We start from the raw sequence: 15,794 nt of genomic DNA, 5'->3' as shown, positions 1-15,794 counted from the left end.
ATATGAAGAAAGCAAATTTACTGGTACTGTGTCTTCTCCTTTTTCTGCCTCTCACAGCGCAGGATTGGCGGATTGAACCCCCGTCGTGGTGGACCGGAATGAAAGACCCTTCCCTTCAGATAATGCTCTATGGCAAAAATATCGGTAAAACTGAAATCAAAGCCGATATTCCCGGCCTGCAGTTAAAAAGTATTGTTTCTGTGCCAAATCCTGACTACCTGTTTCTGAATGTGGCAATTACCAGCGAAGCAAAGCCGGGTAATTTTCAGATTCTGATTCAGTCAAAAGGAAAAACTCTTCATGTTTTTCCATTTGCTTTGAACGAAAGAAAACCCGGATCAGCCGCCCGAAAAGGTTTTGATGCCTCCGATGTAATTTATCTGATAATGCCGGACCGGTTTGCCAACGGAGATCCTGCCAATGACAATATGCCCGGTATGACGGAAAAGGCCGACAGGAAGGCTCCTTACGGTCGCCACGGAGGTGATATCCAGGGAATAATCGATCATCTGGATTATATTGCCGGCCTTGGTGCAACGGCACTATGGCTGAATCCTGTCCTGGAGAATAACCAGGAACATTCGTCATATCATGGATATTCAATTACTGATTTTTACCGTATTGATCCGCGTCTGGGAACCAATGAACTCTTCAGCGGGATGGTTGAGGCTTCACATAAACTCGGGCTGAAAGTAATAATGGACATGGTAATGAACCATTGCGGCAGCAGGCACTGGTGGATGAAGGACCTGCCTTCTCCTGACTGGGTCAATCAGTTTCCTGTTTTTACGCGTTCAAATTACCGCCTCAGTACGGTTGCCGACCCGCATGCATCAGAATATGACAGGAATCTTGCCCTGCGGGGCTGGTTTGACGTCACCATGCCCGACCTGAATCTGCAGAACCCGCTGTTACTGAGATACCTTATTCAAAACAGTATCTGGTGGATTGAATACAGCGGCATCGACGGCATACGTATGGATACCTATCCCTACCCCGATCCTGCCGGAATGCAAAAATGGGCCTCAGCCATAATGCAGGAATATCCCAATTTCAATATTGTAGGAGAGGCGTGGTTTACCGATAACGCCAAGTTAAGCTATTGGCAGAAGAATGCACGGAATTACGACGGCTTCAATTCCTGTTTGCCCTCCCTGATGGATTTCCCTCTGACTTTTGCTATCCATAAGGCTTTTAATGAGTCCCCCGGTTGGGAAACCGGCCTTCAACGCCTGTACGATGTTCTGGCCGATGACTTTCTGTTTTCCGATCCTGACAATATGGTGGTGTTTGCTGAAAACCATGATGCAGGCCGTGTATTTGAATACCTGGGGAAAGATGTCAGGAAATTCAGAATGGTAATGGCGTTTCTTGCTACCGTAAGAGGAATACCGCAATTGTATTACGGAAGTGAATTATTAATGGCAGGCGACGGAACCCTTGGACATGCCAACATCCGTCAGGATTTCCCGGGAGGATGGCCCGAAGATCCGGCAAGCGCCTTTACTGAAAAAGGCAGAACCACCCAACAGCAGGAAACAATTACCTACATTTCCCGTCTTTTCAACTACCGTAAAAACAATCCTGTTCTTCATAAGGGAAAGCTGATCCACTTTGTGCCGGACAATAACGTCTATGTCTATTTCCGCATTCTTAACAACAGGGCGGTAATGGTAATCCTCAACGCATCGGAAGAAGAACGTGAACTTCAAACGGAAAAATACAGCGAGGTATTAAAATCGTTTTCCTCAGGAAAGGATGTTGTGACAGGAAAAATCATTCCTGATCTGTCCCGGCTAACAGTGGGAGCAATGGATGCAATGGTTATAGAGCTGAACTGACGGGTTCACGGTTTTTTATTTTGTCTGGGAAGTTTGGTATTTTTAATTCAGTAATAGGCACAAAAGATAACCTAAACAACACCATTTATGAAAAGAATACAACTCATTCAAATTTTATTCCTGATGATATTTTCGGGCAGTTTTCTCTATCAGTGCACTGCACCGGGAGAAGCAGGTTATAAAAATCCGGTCAGCTCGCAGGTACAGCATCCTGCATGGACAAGAAATGCCGTGATTTACGAAGTAAATATCAGGCAGTATACCCCGGAAGGAACGTTCAGGGCATTTGAATCGCATTTGCCCAGACTGAAAGAACTTGGTGTGGACGTTCTCTGGCTGATGCCGGTCAATCCTATCGGAGTTAAAAACCGGAAAGGAGTGCTGGGAAGTTATTATTCCGTGAGAGACTACATGAGCATCAATCCCGAATTCGGAACGATGGACGATTTCAAACATCTTGTGGAGCAGGTGCACCAGCAGGGTATGAAAATCATCATCGACTGGGTGCCCAACCATAGTTCGTGGGACAACCCCTTAACGGTTAGTCATCCGGAATATTACCTGCACGATTCCCTCGGAGGATTTGTTTCACCTTTTGACTGGACTGACGTTATCCGTTTTGACTATTCCAATCCGGCTCTCAGGAAATATATGACCGATGCCATGAAATGGTGGTATACCGAAACGGGTATTGATGGTTTCCGCTGTGATGTGGCCCATATGGTGCCGGTAGATTTCTGGAACGACCTCCGGGCTTCGCTCGACAGTATTCGGCCGGTATTTTTTGTGGCGGAAGCCGATCAGCCTTTCCTTCATGAAAAAGCGTTTGATGTAACGTACGACTGGAAATTTCATCACATCATGAATTCCATTGCTTCCGGCAAAATGGATGCTACTATGGTGAGAAAGCATTTTGCATGGGTCGATTCTGCCTACCCGGGTGATTCCTACCTGATGCAATTTACTTCCAACCACGATGAGAATTCCTGGAATGGAACGGAATATGAACGGCTGGGTGATGGAGCCCGGTGTTTTGCCGTGCTGGCAGCTACAATTCCTGACGTCCCGCTGATTTATACTGGTCAGGAAGCCGGACTCAATAAGCGACTGAAGTTTTTTGAAAAAGATACAGTAAACTGGGGTACCTATTCTCTGACATCTTTTTACCAGAAACTGATTGGACTGAAAAAAAGGAGCAACGCTCTGCGCAGCGGTGACGGGGGAAGGCCTGTTTTTGTTTCCACCGGCTGCGATTCTGCTGTAGTAGCTTTTGTGCGCAAAAAAGCCGATAATAAGGTCCTGGTCCTCTGCAATCTCTCTCCGCTTCCGCAGGCAATCACCATCAAAGATGCCCTGCTTGCGGGAGAGTATACCGAGTTATTTAGCGGAAACGCGCTAAAACTAAAAAGAAAATGGAGCCTCAGTCTGAAACCTTGGGAATATTTGGTCTTCGAATCAAATGAAAAAAAATAACTTAACGTTTTACTATTTCAAATTTTTATTGTTACTTTGCAGTGCCCGGGATATTCTTTCCCAGGTTTTAGTTAATAGTTAGGTTGGTTGAAGAGGGTGTAATGTTTCCTTACCGGGCCATACACCCTCTTTATTTTTTTGTCATAGTTGTGGATGCCAGCTATTGAGGTTTCGTGAATCGAATTTCACTTTTGTCAACAATATTTTGTCGTTTACCTAACCCAAACCGTTATTAGCATAAAGGAAAATTGCGTTTATAAAAACCAATCCCTGGCTATTCTCCCTGCTTTTGTAACAATTCTGCTGATTTAGCGTAAAAATCTTTTGAAAGGAGATGTTCAGACAGTTGTTTGACTATCTGAAAAAAAAGTGTTTACTTAGTAATTTACATAGCATACTCATTGAAGGGTATTACACAGGCAGTGAATGGGAAGCATTCGGATTACTTTCAGAAAGATAATTCACTGCAGAAAAGAAACTGGCTTTACCATGGATAAAGGGTTGCGGAACATACTGATAAGCGGAGCAGTTTTATTGTTTCTCTCAGTGCCATCTTACGGGCAGTGTCCCAGGCCTCCGAAAGCCTTTGCAGGTGCATATGTTGACAGAACCTGCCAGCCGGTAACGGTTGATATAAGAGACTTTTCAGGCTTAATTCCCTGCAATATCATTCCGGGTACGGTTTACACCATTGACTGGGATGATGGTTCACCTATAGAAACTTATGTTGCATCCGCAAATGACCAGAGTCTGCCTCCCGGCACCTTTGTTCATACTTACGATGCCAATGACGATAGCTGTGTATACCGTCCGGTTTACCGTCTCTCCAACCAATATGGCCAGGATGCCATCATATTTGTTGTTAATGTTTTTGATACAGAGCAGGATCGGATTGCCATTGCAGAGAATTATGAATTGTGCGTTGGCGATGAACAAACCTTTACTTTTCATGACGGGACGATTTTTAACTGCCTTATTCCTCCCCCGTACGGAAATTCACACGATTCCACCCGTGTTATTACCTGGAAATATTATACTTCAGGGTCCACACTGACAATGAGCCCGGCAAGGGGAATTACCATTACCCGTGGAAGTGATCAGTACGGAGACGGTGTTTTTGATCTTATTACGGGATTTACTGACGACAGTACCCATTATAAAACCCCACCGGTTCAGCCGGGAACCCCTCAGGAAGGGACACCCAGTGCCAGTATCTATTTCCCGCTGAATTCAACTGATTCAAATGATATCGGAAAGACATTTGAAGTTACAATTGACATCTGGAACGATTGTAACCCTTTTGGATCGGCTCCTCCGGTTGAAGCCAGAGCAGTGATTACCGTTGTCTCGCGTCCTCCTTTGCCGGCTGCACCGTCCTACGAATATTGCCAGGGCGATGCTATTGCTCCTCTCACGGCAGCAGGCACTGATATCAGGTGGTACGCTGATTCGCTGCAAACCATTCTCTTGTATCATGGCGCTGTTTTTGATACAGCCATCAACAGCAATATCCCTGCTGTGCATACGTTCTGGGTTACTCAGAGGAATCTTTCCGGTTCAGCAGGATGTGAGAGCTATCCGCGCAAGGTTACGGTAACCATTTATCCTTCCCTCCAGCCTGGAGTCATTGGTAACAATCAGGGCATCTGTGAAGGAGAAACACCCGCCCCATTGGTTGAAACAACAGCTCCCGCAGGGGGAAACGGAACATATACGTATCAATGGCAAGTAGCCTCGAATATTGCCGGCCCCTACACCGATATTCCCGGAGCAACCGGAGCCGGATATGCGCCTCCGGCCCTGACGGCCACTACCTATTACCGCCGCCATGTTTTTTCAGGACCGTGCGATGAATATTCAGCGCCGGTAACAATCACCGTCACCCCTGCATTGAATGCCGGTTCAGTAGGTAACGATCAGTTCATCTGCAAAGGAGATAACCCGGTTATTTTTACAGAAACGTTGCCACCTTCAGGAGGTACAGGAGTATTCACGTATCAATGGGAAAAGGCCATTGACCTGGCCAGTTTTGCAGTTGTTGGAGGTGCCACTTCGGTTGTTTATGATCCTCCCGCTCTTGATACAACTACCTTTTACAGGAGAAGAGTGCAGTCAGGTTACTGTACTGCCTATACCGATACGATTAAGGTGGATGTTACACCGACCGTTTACGGAGGAACGGTATGGGGCAATTCGGCTATCTGCCAGGGAGAAGATCCACCGGGATTCCATTCTGTCACTCTTGCTTCGGGTGGTAACGGAGCCTATTCTTATCAGTGGCAGATTGCTCCCGACCTGGCAGGACCCTGGAGCAACATCAATCTGGCAAATGATTCGGTGTATGATTCTCCGGCCCTTAATGCCACGCGATGGTTCAGAAGATATGTTACCTCGGGACAATGTTCTGCTTTTTCGAATTCACTGGAGGTAAATGTTACCCCATCATTAAACCCCGGAAGTATTACCCCCGATCAGACAATCTGTATTTTCGGAGATCCGTCGGTTATCAATTCCCTGACGGCGCCTACCGGTGGCAATGGCATAGGCACCTATACCTATCGCTGGTTGTATGCTACAGCAAGCGGTGGGCCTTACACCAATGTAATTGCAGGGGCAACCGATGCTTTCTATGATCCTCCTGCTGGTTTGGATGAGACTCGTTTTTATGTGCGCGAGGTAACCTCCGGAAGTTGTTCAGGAATAACCAATGAAATACGCATTGCAGTTCAGGATTCCATACAGCCCGGAAGCATTCAGCCTCCTGCTGTTTCAACCCTGTGTTCAGGAGATGATCCTGACCCGATAACGCAGGTAACTGGTCCTTCGGGAGGGACAGGAGTATACAGTTTTCAGTGGAAGTCGTCGCCCAATCCCGGAGGGCCTTACGTAAATACTATCGTAGGAGCAACGGGGTCGAACTATGATCCTCCGGCCGGACTTTCAGCAACTACCTATTTTGTAAGGGAAGTTTCTTCAGGTGTTTGTCCGCCCCGGGTGACCAATGAAGCGCCCATATTCATTCAACCGGTACTGAATGCCGGTGTTATCGGAAGCGATCAGGCGTTGTGCGGTGCTCCGGCTTCTCCGGCACCTCTTACTGAAATTGCACCCGCTTCCGGTGGAAATGGGACCTACAGCTATCAGTGGCAATCAGCACCCGCTTTCGGCGGGCCCTGGTCTGATATTGGCGGGGCAACCGCACCGGGATATTCTCCTCCCGGCCTGCTGGCCACTACCTACTACCGCCGTGTAGTCACCGGTGGTGTTTGTCCTCCTGCAGTAACCAATGTGGTCACCATCAATATCACAGGGACAATCCCGGGCAATGCAGGACCAATCACCGGCCCCAGCCCGGTTTGCGAAGGACAAACGGCTACATACTACATTAGCGCTGTTGCTGGAGCAGCCAGTTATGCATGGACAGTGCCGGCGGGTACCGTCATCATAGGCCGCAGCGATACGGCTGTGATTACCTTGCGGTTCGATACCCCCGGAACGGGCAATATTTCTGTGGCCCCTGTCAACGGATGCGGTGTCGGTGGATCGTCAACAAAAGTCATTGTCATTAACCCTACTCCCATTATCAATCCGGTTGCCGATTCGGCTTTCTGCCCCGGAGAAAACTATACCTTCACGTTCAGTTCCAGTAATACTGTCGGAGCAACTTACACCTGGACCAACAGCCTGCCGGGCCCGTTACCGGGAGGTATCGATCTGCCCGCTTCCGGAACCGGCAATATTTCCTATACCGCACCGCTCAACCTTACCGGATCAGCAAAGACCGGACTGATTACTGTGACAGCCACCCTGAATGGCTGTACCAGTGCTCCGATGCAGTTCAGAATCACTTCCAGACCAAAACCGGTTATCAATCCGCTGGCGGGAGTGTCTGCATGCCCCGCCCAGCAAGTAATTCCTCCTGCTTTTTCAAGCAATACCACCGGAGAAACCTATCAATGGTTCAACAGCAATACCGCCATCGGCCTTGCTGCTTCCGGTACCGGCCAGATTGCTTCCTACTCAGCTCCTGCCAATACTACAGGAAGCCCGTTTGTGGGCAACATTAAGGTAGTAGCTACACTGAACCGTTGCGTAAGCGATACGGCCGGCTTTAGCATTACCATCAAACCCAAACCTGTCCTTTCAACTCCTGCTAACATTTCCGAATGCCCGCTTGCAACAGTAGGTCCTGTCGTATTCAATAGCAATGTTACCGGAACTACTTATAGCTGGTCGAATAACAATACAGGAATTGGGCTCGCAGCCAATGGCACCGGCAATATCAGCAGTTATACAGCTCCTGATAATCCAACAGGATTGAACATTACAGGAACCATTTCAGTTAATGGCACTGCTGATGGATGTACCAGCGATCCGGTTTCATTCACCATCACCATCAAGCCTCAGCCGGTAGTAAATCAGAAGGCTGATATTTCTGTATGTCCCGGTGTTACGGTTACCCCGGGTGCCTTTTCTTCCAATACGGGTGCAGGTACTACCTATAAATGGTTTAACAGCAATACTACCATCGGATTAGGCGCATCAGGTACAGGGACAATTGCTCCTTTCCCCGCCGGCAATAATGTGAGCGGTTTGCCTTTAACCGGAACCATCAGCGTTCTGGGTACCAAAAACGGATGCGAGAGCCTCGATACCATGCGGTTTGATATTACTGTGAAACCCAAGCCGGTTGTTGATGACCAGCCCGATATTACAGCCTGCCCGGGAGAGATCATTACTCCTGTTGCGTTCAACAGCAACACGGCGGGAACAACCTATGCCTGGACGAATTCCAATACCTTGATTGGATTGCCGATCGGCGGCACGGGCAATATCGCCCCATTCGCTGCCGGAAACAATGTTTCGGGTTCCATCTACACGGGTCAAATTGTTGTTACCGGAACGGCCAATGGTTGTGCAGGTGATACAGTTTCATTCTTTATCAATGTAAAACCGAAACCGGTTATTACGCCCAAATCTGATATTTCTTTATGCCCCGGAGAGAATATCAATGTGGGCTCTTTTGCATCCAATGTTCCCGGAAGTACCTTCTCGTGGACCAATTCCAATACGCTGATCGGGCTGCCGGCCAGCGGAACCGGGGATATACCGGTAGTTCCTGCAGCTGAGAATCTTACTTTGTCCAGCAGGACGGGAACCATCACTGTATTCGCCGAGAAAGACGGTTGCATCAGTTCAGCCATGACGTTTACCATTTCGGTTAAGCCAAGACCTGTCGTCACTCAGCTTGACAGCATTGCCAAATGTCCGGGAGAACCGGTTGCTCCGCCTAACTTTACCAGTTCCCTTGCCGGTTCTGATTTTGCCTGGACAAATACCAATACTTTGATAGGTCTTCCGGCTTCAGGTATAGGGAATATCATTCCCTACGCTGCTCCGTTGAACCTCAGCGGAAGTAGTTATCTGGGAACCATTGGTGTAACAGCAACCCGGAATGCCTGCGTGAGCGACACCATGAAGTTCAATATCCGTATCAAACCGCGGCCGGTTGTTACTCCTTTAGCCGATATTTCAGTTTGTCCCAATGAACAGATTGGTCCGATTATTTACTCAGCCAATACAGGAGGAGGAGAACTCTTCTCATGGACAAACGACAACACACTTACCGGTCTTGCTCCCAGCGGTACAGGGGATATCCCGGCCTATTTTGCTCCGGAAAATATTAACGGTGTGGTTTATACTTCCAATCTTTCGGTAATTGCTACGAAAGAGAATTGTTCCAGTACACCGGTCACATTTAAGGTTCAGTTAAAGCCAAGGCCAGTTGTCAATTTCCAGCCCGATATTGTTAAATGCCCGGGAGAAACCGTATCCGCCACATTTACGAGCAATGTTACCGGAGCAACTTTTGGATGGACAAACAACAATACCGACATAGGCCTGCCCCTCACAGGTTCAGGGAACATCAGTCCCTATGCCGCACCGGAGAATGTCAGCGGAGGCTATTTTGTGGGGAACATTAAGGTGGGGGCCGTTCTGAACGGATGCCTCAGTGACTCGATGGCATTCAACATATTTATTAAACCCACGCCGGTAATTTCTCCTACACCTGATTACACAGTGTGTCCCGGTGAACTGATCAATTTGAGTGCCTTTACAACCAATCCTCCCGGAGCCTCCTTTACCTGGTCCAACACCAATCCGGCCATTGGAATTGCCGTCGGTGGCATAGGTACCATACCTCCCTATCTTGCTCCTGCCAATGCAACCGGAACGGATATTTCAGGACGCATCATTGTGCAGGCTGATTTGAGCGGTTGCAGTGCCCGGCCTGATACCTTCTTCATTACAGTCAAACCCAAGCCCATCGTTGATGATCAGCCCGACATTGAAGTGTGTCCGGGAGAGATTATCAGTCCTTTGCCTTTCACCAGCAACACACCCGGGGCAACATTTGCCTGGTCCAATAAAATTGTCAGCGGAGATATTGGTCTGCCATCAGGTGGAACAGGAGATATAGCCTCGTATACTGCACCAGTTAACAATACCTTTGGCGATTTCAAGAGCAACATTTATGTAAAAGCCTCCCGGCTTGGCTGTGTGAGCGATTCGGTTCCCTTTGCCATCACCGTGCATCCTACACCTCAGACGGGTGACATAAGCGGAGGAACGGAGGAGTGTATTGATGGCAATGACCTTTACAGTGCTGCTTTCCATGGTAATGCCGAATATATCTGGGAACGTCCGTCATCGGTTACTGTACTTTCGGGCGGTGCGCCTGCGAATAATTTCATTCAGCTGCGGTTTGATTCGGCCGGAACGGTGCTGATAAAAGTGACGGAACGAAACGTCATTACCGGATGCGTGGGAGCAACCAAATCCAAAACCATCACCGTGCATCCCAAGCCGGTTATTGACACTATTTTCGGAAAAGCGGATGTTTGCAATTCCGAGACCAATGTATTGTATTCAGTAGCTGATCATCCGGGATCAACCTACCAGTGGGATGTGCCTTCAGGGGCTTATATCACCACTGATCCCAGCCTGTACAATATCCGTGTTAATTTCAGCTCCCTGAGCGGCAATATCCGTGTAAGAGAAACCAGCGCTGCCGGATGCGTTGGCGATTACAAACAACTTCCCGTTAGCGTGCATCCCATTCCTGATGTGTTTACATCGTTAAGCACCCAGGCTATCTGCAACGATGACCGGACAGCATTCACAGTGGGCACCAATTATTTTGACCCGTCAGATGTGCGGTTTGTTGTCGACGTAACTGCTTCCACTGACCTGAGCGGATATACGCCAACGGATACGGTTCTGAACGGTGCCCTTATTGCCGACAGCCTGCATAACTTGAAGAATTCGGAGCGTACTGCTTTGTATTTTGTCACGCCGCGCTCATCATACTGTGCAGGTTCTCCGGCAAACGTAACGGTTACCGTGCGTCCCACCCCGGTGGTAATTCCTTCACAGACGGTTAAATATCAATGCAACAATGCAACTGTTGGCATTAGTTTGTATACTTCAACTTTCCCTATCTCAGCCGTTAGTTTCGATTATACAGCTGAATCCTCGGGCGGTGTTTTGGGATTTACTGCATCAGCCGCCGGCCTTACCAACGGAGCCGTCATCAGTGATGTGCTGAACAATACCACCAATACCGTACAGACAGTAAGGTATCACGTTGTCCCCAAAGCTTTTGGCTGCATTGGCGATACGGTGACCATCACTGTTTTTGTGAAACCTTCACCCGATGTACTTTACAATAATTTTACCCCTGCCATCTGCGACGGTGATACGACACGGATTGTTCTGAGTACCTCAGTAGTTCCTGCCGACAGTATTTCCTTTGACTATACCGTGCTGAATACCGGAGGTATAACTGGCTATATGACCTTCAGAAACAATCTGCCGAATGGCTATGTGATTAGTGATGTATTGAACAACGCAACCGATGTTCTGCATTCGCTTACCTATGTTGTTACTCCAAAGTTTATGGGATGCACCGGAACAGCTGAAAACATTGTTGTTCAGGTCGCCCCGCGGCCCAAAGTCAATGTATCAGCTGCTGCGCAAGAGATTTGTAACCTCACGGCCATGAATCTCAAACTGACCACGACTACCACCCCCACCGACAGTGTGCGGTTTGACTATACCGTTTCTTCAACCGGAGGAGTGACAGGTTATTCTGACGGAACCAACCTGCTGAACAACCATACTATAAACTTTATCCTTACCAACAGCACCAACCTTCAGCAAACTCTAACTTTTGAAATAACTCCAAGATTACAGGGGTGTTACGGATCTCCCAAAACAGCCACGGTTCTGGTTAATCCTACTCCCGATATCACGCCGGTACCTGCAGGACAGAATATTTGTGCAGGCCAGCAAACATCCATTGAGCTTACTTCCAATACCCTGCCAAACAACCAGGTGAGTTTCAACTACATAGCTACCGGAACTGCCGGAGTCAGCGGTTTTTCAAATAACGTAATAGGCAAAACTCCTGGATCGTTTATCAGTGATGTTCTGAACAATATCACGACGTCCCGTCAGACTGTTACCTATGTGGTTCGTCCCTTCTTCAGGGGGTGCCAGGGGCCGGCTGATACCATTCTGGTCAACGTTGATCCAAAGCCAACCATTGCCGTTAACCCGTCTACCATTACCATCTGCGACAGTACGGAAGCAGCTTTCAGAGTATCAACAACTACCACTCCTGCTGATAGTGTAACATTTATTTATTATGCTGTTCCCGTTGCCGGAGTATCAGGTTATCCTGCCGGGGTTGTAACAGGAGTCCATCATGGCGATACGATCAGGCATATACTGAAAAACTCAACCAATGCTCCACAGACCGTTCAATTTGTCGTCCGTCCCTACGGTTTAGGTTGTTACGGAGATTCAGTGATTGTTGATGTAACCGTTTTACCGGAGCCGGTTGTAAATCCTTCAACATTCAGTCAGATCATCTGCAGCAATGGTATTACTAACATCAATCTGCAAACCCCCACGGCACCTACCGGCAGTATTACATTTGATTATACTGCGGTCAATCCCGACGGCGGGGTTACAGGATTCAACAACCTGGTAACCGGCTTGATCAATAACAGTAGCATTGGTGAAAATCTCAAAAATTCTGCGAACAATCCGAGAACGGTGCTCTATACCATTACCCCAAAATCGGGAATATGTGTAGGGAAACCCAAGCAGGTAACAGTCACTGTCAATCCGGTGCCCAAAGTAAATCCTTCTGTACTTGCACAGAATATTTGCGACAGCACAGCCACCAATATCGTGCTTCGTACACCTACTTCACCCGTTGACAGTGTCCGGTTCAGCTATACTGTGATGGCTACCGGCGGAGTTACGGGCTACACCTCACCTGTAACCAATCTCACCGACAGTGCGGTTATTTTCCAGACATTGAAGAATCCCACTTTCTTCCAGCAAACAGTAACGTACCAGATAACACCTTCCTACAATGGTTGTGCTGGTTCTCCCACTGATATTGTTGTGACGGTTAATCCCACGCCTGATGTGGTACCTTCCTATACACCAGCCATTTGCGATGGTACCGTTACCAACATTCTGATTACCACAAATGCCAATCCAAAGGCACTGGTAACTTTCAATTATACCGGCAGTTCAGCCGATGGTGTAACCGGAATGTCCTCACAAAATGGAATACCAAATAACAGTACTGTTTCCGATATTCTCCACAACGGGTTTGATGATCAGCGCACGGCCACTTATACAATTACTCCGTTTATAGCAGGCTGTCAGGGGAAACCTCAAACCATTACCATTGCCGTCAAGCCAACACCCAATGTCAGCAGTTCTCCGCTGAGTCAGTCGATTTGCGATGGGACGAAGACAGCATTTACCCTCACTACCTCAACCCTGCCGACCGATTCGGTACGATTCCGGCTGGAAGCCAATTCCACGGGAGGAGTGGGAGGATATCCTGCTGCACCGCTTACAGGCTTGCTTAATAACCACACAGTGCAGGATCTGCTCAGCAATGCCACCAATGCACCCCAGAATGTCAATTACATTATTACGCCTTCTTCTCAGGGCTGTACAGGGCCATCCATCAATGTAATTGTTACGGTAAAACCGACACCGGTTGTTGCTCCTCCGGTAACTTCGCAGACCATTTGCAGCAATACCAATGCAGGCATAACCCTGCTGACGCCTACTTTCCCGGCTGATAGCGTAAGATTTAGCTACACGGCGTCAGGCTCGGCAAATGTATTCGGTTATCATGATTCCACCGGCCTGAAAAACAACAGCCAGATTGCCGATTTTCTGTGGAATACCGGCAATAACCTGGAAACCGTTGTATATACTGTTACTCCGGAAGCACAGGGTTGTACCGGTACGGCAGTTCCTGTTACTGTGCGGGTGAATCCTGTTCCTGTTGTACAACCTTCCGTTCTTAATCAAACCATCTGCAATAATGAACACACCTCCTTCCTGTTGACTTCTCCAACCAATGTTACTCCGCTCTCGTTTGATTACAATGTAACTTCTACGGGCAGTGTTGTAGGATTTGCAACGCCCCGTACAGGATTGTCCAATAATACGCTGGTGAATGACCAGCTTACCAATCTTACTTCGGGAGCACAAACGGTGACATACAGGATTATACCGAAGGCGGCAGGCTGTGTCGGCTCGCCCGTGGATGTGAACGTGAGAGTAAATCCAACCCCGGTGCTTTCTCCTTCTGTTTCAAGCCAGACAATCTGCTCGGGAGCCTTAACCGGATTTACCGTAAGTACAACCACTGTACCAAACGACAGTGTTACCTTTGGGTACATTGTTCAAGCCCCTGCTGCGCTCAGTGGTTACAGCTCTCCTGTTCTTAATCTTCCGGCCGGCTCAGGGATCAATGTGCCTATTACCAACACTTCGAATGCTCCGCAGATTGCTTATTTCAAAATGGTTCCGCAGGTATTTGGATGCAAGGGCGATACTTCAGCTGTTGCTGTTACCGTAGAGCCGAAGCCTGTGCTGAATGTATCTGCTACGGAGCAGACCATATGCGACAAGGGTGTGGCCGACATTCTGCTCACCACTCCCACCCTGCCTACCAGCGCCATTTCCTTCTCCTATACTGCAACCTCCACGGGTTCCGTCTCCGGATTTTCTTCACCCCGTTCTGGTCTGATCAACAATGACAAAATCAATGACAATCTGTTCAATTTCTCTGATCAGCAGCAAACTGTCACGTACAGGCTCGTACCGGGTTCTTCTTTATGCAAGGGAGATACAGTTACTGTGCGAGTCCATATCAATCCTACGCCGAAAGTCAATCTGAATCCAGTTAACAGCACGATCTGTGACGAACAGTTCAGTCATATTGTCCTTTCCACTCCAACCCTTCCGAACGCATCGGTCACATATACTATTACGGCAACCGGCACCGACAGTATCACCGGGTTTACTCCGCTGGTCAGCAATGCCCCATTTAATTATCTGATATCAGAACAGCTTTACAATACTTCCGACAATCAGGTACAGAAGGTTACTTATACAATAACCCCCTGGGCGAATGGATGCCAGGGAACGGTTCAGTCGGCAACAGTTCAGGTAAATCCCATGCCGGTTATTGATGCCGGGCCCGACCAGGTAGTTTGTTCCGACGGTTTGCCGTTCCTTTCGGCTACTGCAAAAGGTAGTTATAATTCTGTTACATGGTCAGGTGGAGCCGGTTCTTTCAGCAATAAGAATTCTCTTTCTACCCTTTATTTTCCGGCACCAGCCGAGTCAGGTTCCACCTTCTGGCTGAGAATTCAGACCAACGACGCAGCAGGAATCTGCGCTCCGGCGAAAGATTCCATGCAACTCACTGTGCGGCCGAAGCCGGTAGTTTCGGCAGGGCTTGGCCAGGTTGTCTGCGAAAATACCCCCGTGCATCTGAACGGAACTGCCTCGGGTACCTATACACGATTGAAATGGACTACTGACAACGGAACGGGAACCTTTACCAACGACAGCAGTCTGGTTACTACCTATCTGCCTCCCAGGGGAGAAACGGGCTTTATTACCTTACGCCTGACGGCCTATGACGATGCTGCAGTTTGCAATTCGGTAAGCAGTACGGTAACGATCACCATCAATCCGTTGCCGGTGGTTACGGTTGTCAGTACCCTCGACGGTTCGGAAATCTGCGCCGGGGAACCTGCCACCTTTACAGCTTATAATGCATTGTATTATAAATTCTTTGTCAATGGTTCCGTAGTGCAGGATTCAAGTCTGAACAACAAATACACCGGAGTGCTGAATACCGGCGACAGGGTTTGGGTAAGAGGTACTTCAGCCACCGGCTGCTCCAATAACAGCGATACGACGCTTGTTCATGTGAATCCCTTGCCGGTTGTCACCATCACGAGTTCTGATGACAACAATATTATCTGTAAGGGTGAAGCGGTAACCTTTACGGCAGGAGGGGCTTCCAACTACCGGTTCTACGTAAATGCTCTGCCGGTGCAGGGGCCAGGACCCAATAAC

General features: G+C 48.3%; 3 protein-coding genes. All 3 read left to right on the top strand.

Going from position 1 to position 15,794, the window contains the following annotated elements:
- Positions 1 to 2: 2 nt before the first annotated feature.
- A complete protein-coding gene (locus tag GX419_04940) occupies positions 3 to 1,841 on the top strand; it encodes a glycoside hydrolase family 13 protein (protein ID NLI24032.1) in 1,839 nt (612 codons plus the stop codon).
- Between the two features lie 87 nt (positions 1,842 to 1,928).
- Complete coding sequence (locus GX419_04935) at positions 1,929 to 3,314, top strand: alpha-amylase (protein ID NLI24031.1); 1,386 nt, start codon at positions 1,929 to 1,931, stop codon at positions 3,312 to 3,314.
- Positions 3,315 to 3,803: 489 nt separating this feature from the next.
- Positions 3,804 to 15,794: hypothetical protein (locus GX419_04930; protein NLI24030.1), on the top strand; the 11,991-nt coding region annotated here is incomplete at its 3' end.

This window comes from Bacteroidales bacterium, from assembly GCA_012517825.1.
Lineage (GTDB): Bacteria > Bacteroidota > Bacteroidia > Bacteroidales > JAAYUG01 > JAAYUG01.
The sequence above is the reverse complement of the archived record's forward strand: the minus strand, read 5'-3'. Positions and strand labels throughout refer to the sequence as shown.